Origin of the sequence: Dyella sp. S184 (genome assembly GCF_009766065.1) — a bacterium.
Taxonomy (GTDB): Bacteria; Pseudomonadota; Gammaproteobacteria; order Xanthomonadales; family Rhodanobacteraceae; genus Rhodanobacter.
Window position 1 is genome coordinate 840,842 of the sequence record NZ_LMUE01000002.1, and the last position, 18,549, is coordinate 859,390.

The 18,549-nt window shown below is 58.1% G+C and carries 13 protein-coding genes; 3 read left to right on the top strand and 10 right to left on the bottom strand.

Annotated elements, in window-relative coordinates:
• Window positions 1-38: 38 nt before the first annotated feature.
• On the top strand, window positions 39-2,048 hold the full coding sequence (locus GSQ75_RS03560; protein ID WP_158753133.1) for a tetratricopeptide repeat protein: 2,010 nt from the start codon (window positions 39-41) through the stop codon (window positions 2,046-2,048).
• Window positions 2,048-4,315, top strand: a complete 2,268-nt coding sequence (locus GSQ75_RS03565) for a hypothetical protein (RefSeq protein WP_158753134.1) — start codon at window positions 2,048-2,050, stop codon at window positions 4,313-4,315. Before GSQ75_RS03560 ends, GSQ75_RS03565 begins: the two co-directional genes overlap by 1 nt.
• A gap of 242 nt (window positions 4,316-4,557) precedes the next feature.
• Here the strand turns inward: GSQ75_RS03565 and GSQ75_RS03570 are convergent, their stop codons facing one another.
• The 10 genes from GSQ75_RS03570 to GSQ75_RS03615 form a co-directional block, all read right to left on the bottom strand.
• The gene (locus GSQ75_RS03570; protein WP_158753135.1) at window positions 4,558-5,637 is read right to left on the bottom strand and encodes an acyltransferase; all 1,080 of its coding nucleotides are present in this window, start codon (window positions 5,635-5,637) and stop codon (window positions 4,558-4,560) included.
• Between the two features lie 134 nt (window positions 5,638-5,771).
• A complete protein-coding gene (locus GSQ75_RS03575) occupies window positions 5,772-6,458 on the bottom strand; it encodes a class I SAM-dependent methyltransferase (RefSeq protein ID WP_158753136.1) in 687 nt (228 codons plus the stop codon).
• A gap of 14 nt (window positions 6,459-6,472) precedes the next feature.
• Entirely contained in the window at window positions 6,473-7,453 is a 981-nt protein-coding gene (locus GSQ75_RS03580) for a lysylphosphatidylglycerol synthase transmembrane domain-containing protein (RefSeq protein ID WP_158753137.1), read from the bottom strand.
• 42 nt (window positions 7,454-7,495) lie between these two features.
• The gene (locus GSQ75_RS03585; protein WP_216840594.1) at window positions 7,496-9,325 is read right to left on the bottom strand and encodes a bi-domain-containing oxidoreductase; all 1,830 of its coding nucleotides are present in this window, start codon (window positions 9,323-9,325) and stop codon (window positions 7,496-7,498) included.
• A 332-nt stretch (window positions 9,326-9,657) separates the two neighbouring features.
• On the bottom strand, window positions 9,658-10,563 hold the full coding sequence (locus tag GSQ75_RS03590; protein ID WP_158753139.1) for a class I SAM-dependent methyltransferase: 906 nt from the start codon (window positions 10,561-10,563) through the stop codon (window positions 9,658-9,660).
• 13 nt (window positions 10,564-10,576) lie between these two features.
• The gene (locus GSQ75_RS03595; RefSeq protein ID WP_158753140.1) at window positions 10,577-11,359 is read right to left on the bottom strand and encodes a class I SAM-dependent methyltransferase; all 783 of its coding nucleotides are present in this window, start codon (window positions 11,357-11,359) and stop codon (window positions 10,577-10,579) included.
• Window positions 11,346-12,500 carry a hypothetical protein gene (locus GSQ75_RS03600; RefSeq protein WP_158753141.1) on the bottom strand — a complete coding sequence of 385 codons (1,155 nt, stop codon included), beginning with the start codon at window positions 12,498-12,500 and terminating at the stop codon, window positions 11,346-11,348. Before GSQ75_RS03600 ends, GSQ75_RS03595 begins: the two co-directional genes overlap by 14 nt.
• Before the next feature lie 70 nt (window positions 12,501-12,570).
• Window positions 12,571-14,421 carry an asparagine synthase (glutamine-hydrolyzing) gene (gene asnB / locus GSQ75_RS03605; protein ID WP_158753142.1) on the bottom strand — a complete coding sequence of 617 codons (1,851 nt, stop codon included), beginning with the start codon at window positions 14,419-14,421 and terminating at the stop codon, window positions 12,571-12,573.
• Entirely contained in the window at window positions 14,421-15,473 is a 1,053-nt protein-coding gene (locus GSQ75_RS03610) for a DUF354 domain-containing protein (protein ID WP_158753143.1), read from the bottom strand. Before GSQ75_RS03610 ends, asnB begins: the two co-directional genes overlap by 1 nt.
• 52 nt (window positions 15,474-15,525) lie before the next feature.
• Window positions 15,526-16,374: a glycosyltransferase family 2 protein gene (locus tag GSQ75_RS03615; protein WP_158753144.1), complete on the bottom strand. Its 849-nt coding sequence runs from the start codon at window positions 16,372-16,374 to the stop codon at window positions 15,526-15,528.
• A gap of 322 nt (window positions 16,375-16,696) precedes the next feature.
• Here GSQ75_RS03615 and pilB point away from each other — a divergent pair, with 322 nt between their 5' ends.
• Window positions 16,697-18,418: a type IV-A pilus assembly ATPase PilB gene (gene pilB, locus GSQ75_RS03620; protein WP_158753145.1), complete on the top strand. Its 1,722-nt coding sequence runs from the start codon at window positions 16,697-16,699 to the stop codon at window positions 18,416-18,418.
• Window positions 18,419-18,549 lie beyond the last annotated feature (131 nt).

Below are 18,549 nucleotides of genomic sequence, written 5' to 3' on the forward strand. Positions count from 1 at the left end.
CGCCACGCGCGGCCCTTCTTTTATTTCCGGGGCCATTGATGCGCTACCGCTTAACGGCTACTACATCATCGCTGCTCGTTTTGCTGCTGATCGTTGCGTTGACTTATGCTGCCTACTGGCCCGGTCTACATGGCGGCTTCCTATTTGACGATTTCGCCAACCTGCCCACCCTGGGTGCCAGTGGACCAGTAGATAGTTGGCCCGTCTTCTGGCGCTACATCACCTCGGGCACCGCCGATCCAACCGGGCGACCGCTGACACTATTGTCCTTCCTGCTCGACGCGCGGAATTGGCCAGCTGATCCCTTCCTGTTCAAGCGCACCAACCTGCTCTTGCACCTGTTGAACGGCTTATTGCTATACAGCCTGCTCATCAGGCTCGGCCGCATGCTGACGATCGATGCGCCCCGTTACCGGATCGCCGCCCTCGTAGCCACGGCACTATGGCTGCTGCATCCGCTGCTGGTATCCACAACGCTGTACATCGTGCAACGTGAAGCCATGTTGCCGGGTACCTGTGTGCTTGCCGGCCTGTTGATATGGCTGCACGGGCGTGCACAGCTGGCAACAGGAAAAATGACGGCTGGACTGAGCTGGAGCGTACTCGGTCTGGGTGGATTCACCTTGCTGGGGGTACTGGCGAAGGCCAATGGTGCACTGCTGCCGCTCTATGCATTGCTGATCGAGATGATTGTGCTTGCCCCGCGGCAACTATTCCCGGCGGGCAAGATACAGCGCGCCCATCGGATAACCCTGTTAGCCTTTGGGGTCATTCCGACCATGGTCATCTGCAGCTATGTGGTCTGGACAGGCGTCCATGGCATCGCTACTGGCGGTCCTGCATTTCGCCCATGGACCTATGCGCAACGCCTGCTGACCGAGCCGCGCGTGCTGATGGACTACCTCCAGCTGTTATGGGTGCCACGGCCGTTTTCGACTGGCTTGTTCAACGATCAGTACGTCGCATCGACATCCTTGCTGCATCCAGCGACCACCCTGCCTGCCATCCTCGCAATGCTGACACTGATCGGCGCTGCCTGGCGTATCCGTCGAGGCCATCCTGCATTAGCCCTCGCGGTGCTTTTTTACTTTGCTGGCCACATACTCGAATCCAGCTCATTGCCACTGGAGCTGTACTTTGAGCATCGCAATTATGTACCTGCGCTGCTGATGTTCTGGCCACTTGGTCTATGGCTGGCTGACGCGCGTACATTGCCGGCGCTTAAGCGTGGGCTGATGATCGTTCTACCGATCGGGCTGGCGCTGATGACTCATGCACGTGCCGAAGTATGGGGCGACGTGCGAACTCAATCGCTGGTCTGGGCGCGACTCAATCCCGATTCAGCGCGCGCGCAGGCCAATGCCGCGCAAATCGAAATGCAGACAGGGCATCCGCAGAATGCGGTACGCCGGCTGGAGACACTCCTCACTTCACAACCTGATCAGGTGCAGCTCGCTTTCAACCTGATCGGTGCGCGCTGTTTGATCGGCGGGATCAGACCAGATGATATCGCTGCGGCACGCAAGGCCATGCAGGGCACCCCAAACACCGGCGGCCTCTTCGCTCATTGGTTCGACCGCACATTGCCAGTCGCGATGTCAGGGAGCTGTCCTGGACTGGGGCCAGGGGATCTGCTCAGCTTGATCAATGCAGGGCTGCAAAATCCAAAACTGACTGCGGCAGGGCCCCAGCAGGACTTAACCTTCCTGCGCGGCCGCATCGCACTCGCGCAACACCAGCCGGATGCAGCACTGGCAGACTTTCAGCAGGCGCTCGATCTGCAGGTGCGTCCTGGCATGGCGCTGGAAGCAGCGGCCACGCTGGGTGCTGCCGGCTATCCAGCACAAGGCTTGCGCCTGCTCGACCATTACCGGCAGGTAGAAAAAAATGCCATGCCACCGGGTTTTGGCATGCCGATGCTGCATGAATGGGTACTTGCCCGACAAGACTACTGGCCACACGAATTTTCTCGCTTGCGCAATCAGCTAAACCTCGACGCAAAAGCCAGCAACACCAACTCCAATACCGACCAGAGCACACCTCACTGATGCGCTCATCACTGTACAAATTCATTCTTTCGGCCGCGTTCATCGTCACGACGGCCGTGTACTGGCCTGGCCTGTCAGGCACATTTTTGTTTGATGACTACCCGAACATCATCGACAACCATGACGTGCAACCGCATGAGGTAAGCCTACCCTCGCTGGTGCGTGTCGCACTGTCGTTGCCCTCCAGCGAATTCAAGCGACCACTGGCGTCGTTGAGTTTTGCGGCCAACTATCTTGCTACTGGCCTCGATCCATACTGGATGAAGCTGACCAATCTGATCATCCATCTACTGAATGGGTTATTGGTGTTTTTTCTGGCGCGGGTACTGCTGCAATCTGTCCCGCGGAGACTCCCTTGGGTTGCAGGAGCGGCTCCAGCCACCATGGAGGGCGATGCTGTCACGGCTGAGGCCGCTCATGCAGTAGGGCTCTCGACTGAAGTTGCTCCCATATTCGCGCGTGAGAGTGCTGTTGCCGCACTGATCGCCGCCGGATGGATGCTGCTGCCGATCAACCTCACTGCGGTTCTGTACGTAGTACAGCGCATGGAGAGCATGGCCAATCTGTTTGTCCTGCTCGGCCTGATCGGCTACGTCGCCGGGCGCCGTCGCATGCTCACCTCCTCCCTCGCTGCCGCTGCTAACACTGCTGATGTTCGCAGGGGATGGTTAGGACTGAGGCGCTTTTCATCCGACACACGTGGCTTCATTACCTGTCTGATCAGCATTACCGTTCCTAGCGTACTCGGCATACTGGCCAAAGAAACGGCGGCGATGCTACCGCTGTATGCGTTGCTGATCGAGTGGGCGCTATTCCGTTTTCGTTCATCAGCCCCCCATAACTTGCCTCAGGGGCAGGTGGCGCCGCGCCCATCGCCAAGACTGCCAATGGATCACCCGGAGGGAACAAGAAAAAGCGACCGCCGCATCATTACACTGTTCTTGCTGGTCTTGGCACTTCCCATGGCCTGTGGTCTGGCGTGGCTTTTACCCGGTCTGCTGAAACCGGAATTCTGGGCTACCCGTGACTTCACGCTGGGCACGCGCTTGCTCAGCGAAGCGCGCATCGTCGTCGATTACACCGCATGGACCTTGATGCCCACGCCGCATGCGCTGTCGTTCTATCACGATGATTTCCGGATATCGACCGGGTTGCTGGCACCGTGGACGACCCTTGCCAGCATCGTGTTTCTTGCGGCGCTGGTCCCGCTGATACTGTGGTTACGTCCACGCCGGCCGCTGGTGGCGCTCGGTATAGCACTGTTTCTCGGCTGCCAGCTGCTTACTGGCACTATTATTCCGTTGGAACTGGTCTACGAGCATCGCAATTACTTCGCCAGCTTCGGCTTGTTGCTTGCCATCGTGCCGCTGCTCGCCGCGCCGCCTTGTCTCCACGCAGGAGCGGCCTCAGCTGCCACCGGCACACCACAAGATATCCATGACCAATACGCGATGATCACGGCCGCAGCTGCTGTCACGACAGAAGGCAGTTCCTGTGACATAAAAGACTCACGCGACGCCCTACCGTTGGCTCTTCCCCGCTATGCGCTACTGGCCGGACTGATGCTTTGCTGGACGGTATTGACTGCTCTCACCGCTTATGCCTGGGGTAGCCCATTGCGATTGGCAGAAGATCTGGCGACTCGCGCACCACGGTCGCCACGCGCACAGTACGAGCTGGGTCGTACCTATATCATTTATTCAAATTACAGCCCCACGTCACCATTCACCAAACTGGCCTATGCCCCGCTGGAAAGAGCCGCTGCGCTGCCGAAATCGTCCATTCTTCCCGAGCAGGCGCTGATCTTCATGAATGCGCGCATGCATTTGCCACTGAAAGATGGGTGGTGGAACAGCTTGATCGCCAAACTGAACGCACATAAGCCCACTGTGCAGGATGAAAGCTCGTTGGCTTCGTTGGCTCAATGCGCGCGCGATCATGATTGCGATTTACCGCAGGATCGCATGATGGAGGCGTTCATGGCGGCACTATCCCACCCGGATCCAAGCGCGCGGTTGCTGGCCTGCTATGGCGACTACGCATGGAACGTGCTGAACGATAAACCGCTTGGCCAACACATGACCGAACTCGCTGTGCTGAAAAGCCCTGACGAGCCGGTTTATCACATTTCGCTGATTCGCATGTTGCTGGTCGAAGGCCAGTTAGACAAGGCGCATGAGGCACTTAGACAGTTGCAATCATTGAACTTCGGCGGACGCCTGGATGCCCAACTTGCCGAACTGCGCGCGCTACCTGGCATGCACTGAGTTGGAAACCCGGGTGTGAGCGCGATATTGCCTGCCGTCGTTGATTGTTCGCAGGCGCGCTTGATAGGCTTTTTCGGTGCGAAACTACGGCGGCCCAGACACTTGCCTACCGAGCACAACGCCAACACGCCACCATGCTCAATGCTCAATGCTCAATGCTCAATGCTTCGCATCCAGAAGCCAACTCTGGGGCACGCAGCCTGCACAAGCTTCAGCAAATATGCTGTCTTTTGGAGTAGCGGCTATGCGCGATCAGGCATGATCGTAAACGGGTTGACCCGCTGCTTCGACCATCGCCGCAATGCAGGTTTTTCGATCAGTATCCAGCTCAGCAAGGCGATTGGAACCGCCACGGAAAACGACAGCACGAAGAAGGACCACGGCCCCGGTCCGGTGAAACCCAGCCAGACCATCACCTGCTGCAGCGCGGATCCGTACAGATACAACCCATAAGAGATATCCAGCGTGTCGCAACGGCCATGCAGTGGTATCACGCGCGCGAGCACGGCCAGCATGGGCGCAAAGAACAGTATTCGCAAAAATTGCAAAGGCTCGTATGCCAGGCACACCCCATAGGTCACCATCAAGCAAATGGCGACCACTACCGACAGGCGCAATCGTTTCAGGTACAGCACTGTCAAAACGCCACTGAGAAAATGCAGACCCAGTTCAATCAAGCGTATCAGGGGTGCCCCACCAATCGCAGCGAGCAGATGCACTGCGATGCCGGACAAGGACATCAGTCCGAGCAAGAACGCGAACAAGAGAATCAATGAGCGCCCCTTGCCGTCAAGCAGCCGCAGCACCCACGCTGATGCTAGCAACACGTAACAGCAGGCCTCTGGCGCCAGAGACCATAAACAGGGATTGATCCGCCGATAACTCAGGCCGCTCAGCACATTCGGCAGAGTGGGCTCGACCACCAGCAGAGCCGAATTCTTGATCACATAACCGAAAAACGACGCGAACGTGGACGTCTTGAATAAGCCGTTCCATCCCAAGTCAATTACCACAGTAATCGGCGAAAGCACGAAAGCACAGAACAAGAGGCAAACCCAGAAGCCGGGCATCAGGCGAGCCATTCGATGCCTGATGAAGCGGCTCAAATCTCCATTACCCTGGAGGCTTGTCGCCACTAGCATGCCGCTCAACGCAAAAAATCCATCCACGGCAACTTCACCCAGCCGCAGACCTGACCATTGCTCGAGCGGATCCATTCCATAGCCCGGCAGATAGAATGAATGGCTGACAATTACAGCAGCAGCCAAAAGCAGACGAAGGATCGAGAAACTATTGCGGCCACGCTCAAACAGCTCATCCATGGCTATGGATCCGTTCGACATCGTTGATCGCATTAACGACACTCCAGCCACCTGAACTTAGTAACCCGTGACAACGGCCGCAGCTAAATACACGTCCACTTGTGGGCAGGTATTGGAAGCGCTTACAAAAATACTCATGACTTGGTGGCCGACCAAAAAAACCAGCGTTGCAGCCAATTCCGCAACGGCCCAATCGACATGGGATCCAGCGCATATCTCTGAATGGCTTCAAATGGCGTGAGCTTGGGATTGCGGAACGAAAACACCGTGCTCGATGCATTCGCGAAACCTTCCGCACCAAGTTTGCCGCATAGAACCCTGGGATCGATCGGTCGCTCATCCGGGCTGAAAGTGGACAAGCGCAAGCGCCCATCACCCATGAACACTCGGTTCTGCAAAGAACGGGCATTTGGGTCGTAACCGACGATTCGCCCGTTCGGGGCCAGGATACGCGCGCATTCACGCAACACCTCGCTTTCGCGACCAGGCACGTGATGCAGAAATGCTGCCGCGACAATAAGGTCGAAAGAGTCGTTGGCAAAAGGCAGCTTCAATGCATCTCCCTGAACCGACAGCAGGCCGCTATGCCGCAGCATCTCAGCGGAGATGTCCATGCATACCAGGAACGGTACTCCTGTCGTCGTCAACAATCGTCCAGTCATGCCTGAACCGCCGCCAAGGTCAAGGCAGCGACGCTCATTTGAGCGTGGCCCAATCCAGCGCAGAATTCGTTCCTGGTCGAACGCCGACAGCGAGACGTAGGCATCGACGCCCTTCTTGTCCCAGAAATCCTGCTCTCGAGAGTAATGCGAGGAAGACATATGATGAATCCAGATCAGTGTTTGCGAGTGCGCAATAGGTCGGGTAGCACGAACATGGCAGGCACCCACGCCAGCAGGATATTGACCAGCCGTAGTACAAGATACATGGACAGGACAATATCGAGACCGATTCCGAGCTCCCCGAACAGACCTGCCCCAGCCACTTCCACCGTACCTATCCCGTTGGCACTGAGTGGCAGGTAGGCGACAAGCCCGCTGCTGATGGCCGCAATGGTCACATTCTGCAAAGGTGGTACCGCTGCGCTCAGCCCCCGGATAACCAGCCAGTAGGAAATTCCGGTAAGACCGACCTTGAGCAAGGACAATACCAAGTTGACCACCAGCAGTCGGGGCCTGGTGATCACAATGCGGACAACTTCCGCTGCCGTGGCGATTGCACCAACAACCCAGCGATTCTTGCTCTCCATCCGCCCCATGCGATGAAGCGCCCATAGGGACAAAGCAGCAAAAGCAGCCATTCCGGCCAACAATATGATTGCTCCTGCTGACAACGAGCGCAGTACGCTGGCATGGCCCAGCCGGAATATTTGGCTCGCGACCATGAGCGCGCATAACAGCGAAACGACCTTGTCAACCGTAGTACGGGCAACGCTATGTGACAGCGGCATTCCACGACGGCGCAATACTTGATTCAGCGTCAACATGTCGCCGATCTGTCCGGGAACCACGAGCCCGATCGCCCAGGCAACCCAGAATGCATATACGTATTCACCCAACCCCATGACCTGCGATGCACCACAAATCAGATATGAATTGATCGCGCTGAGAAGGGTCCCGGCCACGATTGCTGCGATGGCCCCAGCCAGACAAGCGGGATCGATCATCCGCAGCCGATCCCACAGCGCAACCGGTCCGGCCCAGGCAATCATCCCGGCCAGCAGGCCGAAACCGCACAGAGTCAGGATCACTCTCCAGCGCCGCTTGAGCACTGACGATTGGTGAGGTTCTGGCTGTTCGTCGTAACCGATGCTCATCGCTTCATGCAACCTTGCAGCTGTTTAGGCATACGGTGGCGCTCAGGTCGATTCGACCGATCCAACGAGCTGCTCTTGCAACAGTCGGTCGATCTCAATGATCAATCGCGACGATTCGATATAGCTGGCTCGCTTGAAGCCATGAGGATTTCGGGCTGCATCAAGGAAAGATGCAATCTGCTGATCAATTCCTTTGGCCGAACCTCGCCACAGCCGTCGTGTACGTCGGTGCAGACCATGCCCGCTTTCCAAACGCCTGAAGTCAAGCAGCCGTGCACTGCGATTCTCGCAGCTCACCTCGATCGTTTCGGTTGGGAACGCTTTCGCACCATTGGAGAGGTACATCAACGTAGCAAGCGAGCCATCAGCAAAACCCAGGGTAACGTGGACGTTGTCCTCGCGCAGGTAACCAGCACTACTGCCGCCCAGGCAACGCACATCAACTGAGATGACTGGGGAGCCGATCAGCCAACAACAGAAGTCGATGTGATGGCAGGCTTCGCCAAGAATAACGCCACCGCCTTCGCGCGGATGGTGCAACCAGTGCTGCGGCGGTCGATAGCCCACGTTGGCACGATATGCCACGGACATCGGTTGCGCGCGAGACATGAACATTTCACGCAAGGTAACCGCCAGCGGCGCATAGCGTCGATTGAAACCGACCATCAACGCTTGCGTGTCGTTGACGAATGCCGATATCACGCGCTCGAGCTGTACAAGATCAAGTGCGAGCGGTTTTTCCACGAATACCTGCTTGCCTGCGGCAAGTGCTTGTGCAGCCAGATCAGCATGCGAATCATGGCGGGTCAGAATGAATACTGCATCTGTCTGCGCATCGGACAGTACCTCCGATACGTCGGCCGATGCGAATGCAAATCCATATTTCTTGCCGAGCGCCACCGCGCGCACACCGGTTGCAGATGCGATGCCGCGAAACTCCACATCCCGCCGTGCGAGCGCTGGCAGGAACTCGTTGGTGGCATGGCTGCCAGCACCAAGTACCGCCACGCGAAGCTTCGCGGAGGCCACGGGAGGTGCCGCAGCATTCGCTTTCAAATTCACCCGATTCGTCATGCTGGCCACCTTGGGGTAGTCCAGCAAGATGCCGAGGGAAGGCTCTTTCCGTTCACCGGAGATCAATGCAAACGCATCGGCTGCCTGATCAAGAGGAAACCGGTGCGTGATCATCGCTGCCAGATCGATCCTGCCGCGCGAGACTTGATCGAGGAACGCGCTCATGTTGCGTTGTTCGGTCCAACGCACGTAAGGCAACGGGTAATCGTGACCCTCCTGCTCGTAATTCGGATCACCCGTACCCGGGCCATAAGCCATGGATGTACGTAGCTCCAGCTCCTTGAACAGGTAATGTTCTCGCGGCAGCTGCATCTCAGTACGACCAACGACGACTACCCGCCCCTTGCTGCGACACAATTCCCCAGCCAACGCCACCGGACCAGCATCGTCGGTAGCAGCCGTCACGATGACGACATCGGCACCGGCACCGTCCGACCATGCCAGCACTCGTTCCTTCACGTTGGGCGCACCGACCGGGCATGTTTCGGCCCAGTCGTTCTGCTGGGCCAGGGCAAGTCGACCAGCATCGATATCCAACCCAAATACACGGCAGCCTGCGGCACGCAGCAACTGGGCAACCAGCAAGCCCACCAATCCCAGGCCGATCACCACAACGTTGTCACCTAGTCGAACATCCGCCACGCGCAGACTCTGCAATGCGATTGCACCGACTGTGGCGAAAGCTGCCCTATCTGGGTCGAGGCCAGCTGGCACCGGCACACACAGACGCTTGGGAACGCTTACTACCTCTGCATGACTGGCGTAGCCCTGCCCCGCACAGGCAACGATATCGCCCACGCGCACATGATCCACTCCCTTGCCTACCGCGATGACTTCGCCGGCACAGCTGTAGCCAAGAACGATCGGCGTCTCCAGTGCTCGCCGTGCAACCGCATATGCAGTGAGCGGCCCTTGCGCACGCGCCAGTTGCAACACCTTCATGGCCTGCTCCGGACGTGCTCGCGCCTTCGCCAACAATCCCATGCGGCCAAGCTTGACGGTCCCTCCCTCGGTGCCGCTGCTGATCAGCGATTGGCGATTACGCACAAGCACGAATTCATCGCGCAACTGCGGAGGCGGCACATCCTCTACCCATATGCTGCCGTCGCGCAAATCTTCCAGAACCTGCTTCATGTATCTGATCCATCCAAAATTTTTATGTCAGCCGTTGGTCGCACGCGACCGCGGACCAGAAATCCTTTGCTCAACAACTCCCGCTCACTGAACCGTTTCAGCTCACGGCGGATATCGTCAGTCAACAGGGCGCGTCCCTCTTCGGCAGTCACGCGCCACTCGTCAATCTCAAACACCTTCTCGAACATTGCGCGATATTCGTGTTCACGAAGTCCATTGAGCCAGGACGGTATATCCACGTGCCGGCGCGCCCGCAGATGATCCCACGGCGCAACCATGCGAGAAGGACGCGTGTCCGGATGTTTCCACGCGATATGGTGACCTCCGGACAGACTCGTAAAGTTGTGAATGTAGATGTATATGCGGCCATCGGGACGCAACACCCGGGCCAGTTCATTCAGCACTGCGGGCACATCGGAAATGTGCTCGAAAACTTCATGCGAAACCACAAGATCGACACTCGCATCCGGCAACGGCAGATGCACGCCATCATAGACATGCAGATCTACGGCTTGATGCGGCAAGCGACGCCCCATGGAGCGTTCCATCTCGCGATAATAGCCCCGTGCGAAAAGCATGTCCCAGACGGCTGTGCGCAGCGTACGCTCTACGCCATTGGCCTGCAGAATGTGCCGATACTTGGCCAGACCTCGCCGGTTCTCCACCAGTTCGGTATCAACACCAATCGCATGCGCGCCATCAGCAGCAATCAATAGCGACAGCCAGTAAGACTTGCCGCATCCAACATCGAGTACTTGCCGCCCGGGCAACGAACCCTCGTCCGCGCGTAGGCGTTCATAAAATGCGGCGTGCTCGCGCGCGAAATCACGATACCCAGTGAGTCCGTAATGCAACATCGATGCGTATAGACCGAGTCGGCCAGGAAGAATGGGGTCTGGCATGGAGTTCGGGCGCTCAGCGGGTAGCGCGAATCATAAGATGCCAGCCAAGCCAGTGCGACAACAACCGATATACGGGCAGCGGCGTCCAGCGAAACAGGGAGCCATAACCTTCGCCGAATACGAAATCAGCGCGCACTTCCACCTTGGAAAAGCGTGAGAACATCGCACGGATCTCGCTGACGGTATAGCGTCGAACCACCGGGCATAATTCATCGCGTTCCTCAAACGGAACGCGCAGCATCCGGTGCACAGCCTCATTCAGCGAATGGCGGTGATAAAGCATGATCAGAGCCTGACCACCTGGTCGTAGCACCCGATACGCTTCATCGACACAGCGTTGCGTATCCGGCGCATGGTGCATTACGCCAAAGGAATATACGTAATCAAAAGCAGCGTCGGGAAACGGCAAATGCTCCGCGTCGGAACAGAGATAAGTCGCATCCAGATGACGTTCATGCGCGCGCCGACTTGCGGTCGCGGGGCCAACCACAGTCAGATCGACCGCCGTCACGCGTAGCCCATGCTGCGCCATGCGCGCGCTGTCGAGACCGATGCCGCAACCAATCTCAAGCACCTGCGAACCCGGCCGCATTGAAGCGATCCAGCCCGGCAAATGTCGGTGGGACCGATAGCGCTGTGTTTCGAGCTCGGCGAAATACGTTTCGGAACCGCGCTCATGCTCGCTCACCGAGCGACCCATGATGCGTTCGGCATTCACGTTCCGCGTCCAGAAATCGGCTACCTTGCGGACCAAGCCTGGCGCTGATTCAAGCTTCGCCGGTTCAATCGACTTCACGGTGTATCCCCTGTGCGAATGCAGCCAGTGCACGAACCATCCAGGCGTTGCACCAGCGTAGCTGCGTAAACTTTTTGGTGTACCAGCGCATGCGCTGATGGTAGAAACGTCCCTCCGGATTGTACATCTCGTCGAGTGCCCAACCCGCGATTCGACGCGCCAGGCCACCATGCGTGTCCATGTGGCGCGAGAAAGTCAGCATGCCCTGAGCAGCACCGTGAATGTCGTAGGGATAGGCACGATCACTCATCCAGCGTGGCGCCCCGCTCGGTTCAAACAGATGCTCGGCATAGAACGCGAGGCCGGCGTCATACTGCGGTTGCCACTGACGATCCCCGCTGGCATCCATATAGCTGGAAAGCGCGTCCAGGATGAATCCGGTGTGGTAATTGTCGTGGCGAATCGGCGAATCGCCAGGCGGGTCGGTATAGAACCACGCATGGTAATCCGTTTGTCTGCGCACGACGTAGCAGGCCAACCGGCGTGCCGGCTCGAGCCATTGCGGCTGATTCGACTGGCGCGCGAACTGCGCAAGTACCGAAGCCACCAGGATGCTGACGTCGAGCACTCGCATGCTCATCGGCAACGGCATATAACTGAGACACAGCTCTTCGGGTTCGTCCTTCAGATGCTGCAGATCGCCCAGAAAGAAGGGAATTGCAGCCTCCACCCGTGACAGCAATTCCGGCTCACCCAATTGACGATGTGCTGCCAGTAACGCCTCGCATACGAATGCCGTGACTACGGCGTTGGGCGTACCTCGCGGCGCGAAGAAACCCAGATCCTGCCACGGGTACTGATAGCCCCAGGCCCGCCCACCGGAAGGTGTAACGACAGCCATCGCATCGAGTTGCCCCAACAGGGTACGCAGCCGTACAAGATGCCCTTGATCACCATCCAGTGCATATCGGTCAAGCAGCCCCCGCATGAACAATGCCAGCCCTTTGGGATTGAACGTACGAGGGGTAGCCAAGACTGGCCGAAGGTTCACTGGCGAGCGCATGACAGCCTGCACGGCGAGCAGCCGGGTTACGCGACTCCATCCACAAAAGGTCCAAAGAAACGGACTATTCAAAGCATCATGCTTGTCAAACCCCCGCCAGCCTTGCGCTTCGGAATAATCGAGCACGGCATCGAGCACGGCGTTCGCACGCATGAGCTCCTGCGAGTTTTCTGCCTTCATGTTCGGCGATGTTTCTGATATGCGCTCGTTATGCATTGGCGACGGCGCCTGGCGATAGACCACGTTCAAAAATGTCGATCCACATGTGCGATTGAATCATCAGATACAGCATGAAGAAGTGCCAGCGAAAGCGCCGCTCAACGGGCAGGCGCAACAGGCTCGCAACGGTACCTGGATTGAATAGACCATACTCACGCACACGTTCTGGCGATAGCCAGATGTCAGCCGATGCGCGCAAATGGGTATCGAAAAATGCCGGGGCATCCAACTGAAATCCGCTTTTTGGTCGGGCAAGAACTCTATGTGGGAGGTAATTCACGGCCACTTCTCGCAGCGCCGCTTTGCCTAGTCGCGGAGCCCCCATTCGGCCAACCGCATCACGCACAGCGAGATCGACAAAAGGTACGCGCACCTCAAGACCCGCCGCCATGCTGGCTCGATCCTCCTGCCAGAGCAAATCGTTGACCATCTTGTTACGCCACTCATATTCCATCATGGCTGCAAGCGGCGGTCTGTGCGCAGGCCAGCGCTCGCGCACTACATCAAGTGCATCAGACAACCCGGCATCCAGCATTCGTGGGCCATAAAGCCAACGGCGCAGCTCGGGCCGGTCCCATATATTGCGAAGCAGCGCATATACGCGCGGCCAGTCCCCCGACGCGGCCCCCATATCCAACGCACGCTCACGCTCGCCAAAGGGCACAACAGATGAGGGGAGCACATGCCTTAATACACCTGCAACCATGCGGGATGCCCCTGCGGGCAGGCGCGCGTACATCTGGAAAATGCGGTGAACGTTGTAGCCTGCGAACAGCTCGTCTCCGCCAACCCCGGAGAGCGCCGCCTTCACCTGCGTACGTGCAAGTTCAGCAAGCCGGAACAACTGCACGGCATTGACCTTCGGCGTTTCAAGATGCCATAGCATCCGTGGCAGGCGGCGCACTTCATCATCGCCAAGCTCCGCCTGCACATTCACAAGGCCGAGTGTGCGCGCCGTCTCCGCGGCATTACGTGCCTCAGCCGGATCATCACCTATCGCCAGCGTGTAGGTAGGCAGATCGGCGCCGCCTTTGCGTGCGATCGCCGCAAGCAGGCCTGAATCGACACCACCGGATAGATAGCAGCCGACAGGAACGTCAGCAATGAGATGCGCACGCACCGAATCGGCGAGTACGACATCGAGATTGCCGTCGATGCTTTCGACATTCGTCGTCAGTCGGCGGTGAGAAGACTTGCCCCCAGGATGCCATTCAAAGCATTCGCCCGGTGCAAGTTGGCGTATTCCACGAAACAGCGAAGCCTCGCCAGGCACGTAGCGAAAATTGAGCAACAGATGCAAGGCATTTGCGTCGAGCTCCGGACGCGCATCATTCAGTGCAAGGATACCCTTCGCCTCGGACGCGAAACGCAACATGCCGTTTGTGTCTTCGCTTACGAACAGGGGCTTGATGCCGAGTGCATCGCGTACAAGCAGCGCTCGACGCATTACAACATCCCACAGGGCGAAAGCGAACATGCCGCGTAAACGGCCAAAACCCATTTCGCCATCGACCTGATAGGCCGCCAGAATCACTTCCGTGTCTGACTGTGAAGCGAACACCACTCCGCGCGATTCGTAGTGCGCGCGCAACTCGCGATAGTTGTAGATCTCGCCATTGAACACAATGACCGCACGTCTGTCAGCGCTCCACATGGGTTGGTCGCCGCTGACAAGGTCCACCATCGCCAGCCGCGCATGCATCATGCCGACATGATCAATTTCAAGCGTAGCGACGCCGTCCGGACCACGATGTTTCAAAACTTCAGCAAGCTTTTGCAACCGCAAGGCGCCGAGCTCGACACGTGGTTCCGCAGAAAACCATCCAGCGATCCCACACATCAGACACTGACCGCCAATGGACTTCCCATCTGGCCACGGGATTCGATAGCCGATACGGCAAAAGCAGATACATCGCACGTATCGATCAACAGCTTCTGCCGCAGAAGCTGTCCGCGACCTTCGGGAAACGAGAGCAACCAATCAAGTGCCATACGCAGCGTATCCTCATCCAGGCTACGCGCATTGTGCACAAGACCATAGCGTGTCTCTTGTTCGTCGGTATAGCCGCGCCCGGTATTGGCCGCATACACCGCAGGCACTCCGAGCACCGCGCATTCCGAAGCCATGGTCGCGCTCTCGCCAAAGAATCCAGCGCAGTACGCCATGACGTGGTGAATCATGGCTGGATCACCTTTGTAACGAAACGACTCCAAGTCGTCAGGTAGCGACGACTCCGCAGAAATGAGCACTTCGCCATACGACCCGAGCCGCCGGACTATCCCGCGCACAGCCTCGTGGGAAAGGCCGTGCTCTCCAACATCATGATTGGCCTTCCATGCCACGAGGCGCACAAGATAAGTTGGGCGATCAGATACCACGCCGTTAGCTAGCGCCACCTCACGTTGAGCTGAAAAGTGCGGCGGTCGCAAATATGAAAGTTCATGGTAACCGGGATAACGCAACGTACGGCCTTTGGGCGTCCAGCCTGAGTAACAGCGCGGAACGATGACTCGCGTGGCCAATGGATACGTCAGAAGGTTTTGCAGCCGGGCATTTTCCGTGTCGTAGAAAACCAGTGAAGGCACTCGTCCGAGCGTTCCGGCATGAGCAATGAAGATGCCGCCGATCGCAGCCATCACATCAGGACGCCACTTGTGCACGACGCGCGACAACCGGAAGTCCCGTATCAAGAGCTCGCCAAGCAGGCCGGACTTCCCCCCTTCTTTTGAAAGGGTGACATGTTCCATGCCATACGCATCGAGCAAATCACCCGCGATCTCTTTAAGGCGGCTCGTTATTAGGATTTCGTGTCCATGCTCACGCAGTATCCCTATTGGGCGACGAAAAAAGTGCACATGTGCGGGGTGTCCGATGTCGATCAGAACACGCATCAACATTCTCCCTTCAGTGCGCACAGCAGGGGTACCACAACTGCCTTACCCCTCATTTTCGATAAGCCAGATTGGTAATCTGCTCGGAAACCAACCCGATCAAAAATACGATGACCGCTGCGCTCCACATCAACGTGCTCATGTTGGTGAGTCTCCCATCATGAATGAAAGTCCACGCGTAGTTGATGCACCCGAGCAGAAAAAACACCGCACTGGCTGGCACGAACAGCTTCAGTGGCGAATAGAGCGTAGCGATCTTGAAGATGATCAGCAGAAAGCGAATGCCATCGCGCAGCGGCCTGATGTGGCTCTTGCCGATGCGCTGGGCAGCCTTGATCGGCACATAGGCGACGGGATAGGCGCTGCGGAAAAATGCCATGGTGCTGGTAGTGGGGTAACTGAATCCGTTCGGCAACAGATGGATGAATTCGCGAAACTTGTCCGCACGCACGGCGCGGAAGCCGGAGGTAAGGTCGGCGACCGGATGTCCGGTCATGCGGGTAGCCAGCCAGTTGTACAAAGTGTTGGCGAGACCGCGGCCGATGCCGGCTTGGCTGCCCCAGTCGCGTGCACCGACCACCATCTCATACCCCTGTTCCAGCTTTTCCAGCAGCCGCGCGATGTCGGCTGGCTCGTGCTGACCGTCGCCATCCATGAATACAAGGATATTGCCAGTAGCTGCACGTGCTCCACGCTTGATCGCCGCTCCGTTACCCATCGAATACGGTGAGGAAAGGCATTCGACACCGCTGCATTTACAGATGCTGCGGGTATCGTCGGTGGAGCCGTCGTCAACCACGATGATCTCGGCGTCTGGGTGCTCGGTGCGCAGGCGCGGCAGCAGGGCGGCGAGCGCGGGGGCCTCGTTCTTGGCAGGCAGGATGATGCTCAAGCGGTTCAACAGATGGCTCCCCCGGGTGAGTGGCGATCATAGCCTGAAGGCCGTGCGGTTGTTGAGGAAGCGGCCGGGGTTTTGCATGACACTGGTTCGGCGACGGCGACATCCGATGCAGGCATCGCGAGAGCACCCTGTGCACGCTCCAGTCCATGCCTGCAGCCTCTTGTCACGTGTATGTGTGTGTTTCTGCATGGCGGCGCAAAGAAAATGTGCTGGAGACTTGTGCACTGCACCACCCGGACCGTTCCAGCTGCAGGCAATGAGTGACCTGAGGGCCAGACTGCGGTAGATTCAACCACATACAGGGGCAGGGTCGAGTCTGGTTATGTCATCTCAATTGCAACCGTCGCTCGCGGGTCTGTCCGGCATGGCGCGCAGGCTGGTGTCCGAGGGCGTGCTGCCGGAGGCCGATGTACGCAAGGCCATGGCCGACAGCGGCCAGAATAAGGTCACCTTGGCAGCGTGGCTGCTGGATCACAATCTGGTCGACAGTACCCAGTTGACGCAAATCGCCTCGGCCGAGTTCGGCATGCCGATGATGGACGTGGCGGCGCTGAACAGCGCCACCCTGCCACTGGAGCTGATCAGCGAAGCGCTGATCACGAAACACCAGGCATTGCCGCTGTTCCGCCGCGGCAAGCGGTTGTTCGTCGGCATCGCCGACCCGATGCAGTCGCACGCGCTGGACGAGATCAAGTTCCATTCCAATTGCATGGTCGAGCCGATCCTGGTCGAACGCAGCTCCCTGCTGCGGGTGATCGAAGGCCTGCTCAACAGCATGCGCGACACCATGCCCGATATGGGCGGGGGCGATCTGGACGGGTTGGAGCTTGAGCTCGGCGACGAAGAGGCCGAATCGACCGGCATCGACGCGAACGCCAATGACGATGCGCCGGTGGTGAAGTTCGTCAACAAGATCCTGGTCGATGCGATCCGTCGCGGCGCTTCGGACATCCACTTCGAACCGTTCGAAACCCAGTATCGAGTCCGCCTGCGCATGGATGGCATGCTGAAGGCCGTGGCCAGCCCGCCATTGAAGCTTGGCAATCGCATCGCATCGCGCCTGAAGGTGATGGCGCAGTTGGATATCGCCGAAAAACGCGTGCCGCAGGACGGCCGTATCAAGCTCAACCTGTCCAAGACCCGCGCCATCGACTTTCGCGTGAGTTCGCTGCCGACTTTGTTCGGCGAGAAGATCGTGCTGCGTATCCTGGACGGCTCGTCGGCCAAGGTCGGCATCGAGAAACTCGGCTACGAACCTGAGCAGCAAAAGCTCTATATCGACGCGATTCACAAGCCCTACGGCATGGTGTTGGTTACCGGTCCGACCGGCTCCGGCAAGACGGTGTCGCTGTATACCGGCCTGAACATGCTCAACACCTCCGAGCGCAATATCTCGACGGTAGAGGACCCGGTGGAAATTCGCGTCGAAGGCATCAATCAGGTGCAGCAGAACGTGAAGCGGGGCATGACTTTCGCCAGCGCGCTGCGCTCGTTCCTGCGCCAGGATCCTGACGTGATCATGGTTGGTGAAATCCGCGACCTGGAAACCGCCGAAATCGCGATCAAAGCGGCGCAGACCGGCCACATGGTGTTGTCCACCCTGCATACCAACGATGCCGCACAGACCATCGCGCGCCTGATGAACATGGGCATTGCACCGTACAACATCACCTCGTCGGTCACTCTGATCATCGCCCAACGCCTGGCGCGACGCCTACACGAATGCAAGAAACCGCAGGACCTACCACCCCACGTTCTACTGGCGGCTGGCTTCAGCCAGGCCGACATCGACGCTGGGTTGACCGTTTACGAAGCCGGTGGCTGCGATGGTTGCAATGAAGGCTACAAGGGCCGTGTGGGCATTTATCAGGTGATGCCAATGCTGGAGGACATCCAGAAAATCATCCTGCAGGGTGGCAATGCGATGCAGATCTCCGAGGTGGCCCGCGCCGCCGGAGTCAACGATCTGCGCGCATCAGCGCTGCTGAAGGTAAAAAACGGACTGACCAGTCTGACCGAAATCGATCGCGTGACCAAGGAGTGATTGCGTGAATCCGGGACAACCGTAGCGTTGAACTTGCGTCCGCCGCCACGTTTTGGCGCGGCAGAAGTGACATAAGCTGTATAAACGACTTGTCAGCCGCCGATCTGGGCGGGTCTGGACTGAACTACCGG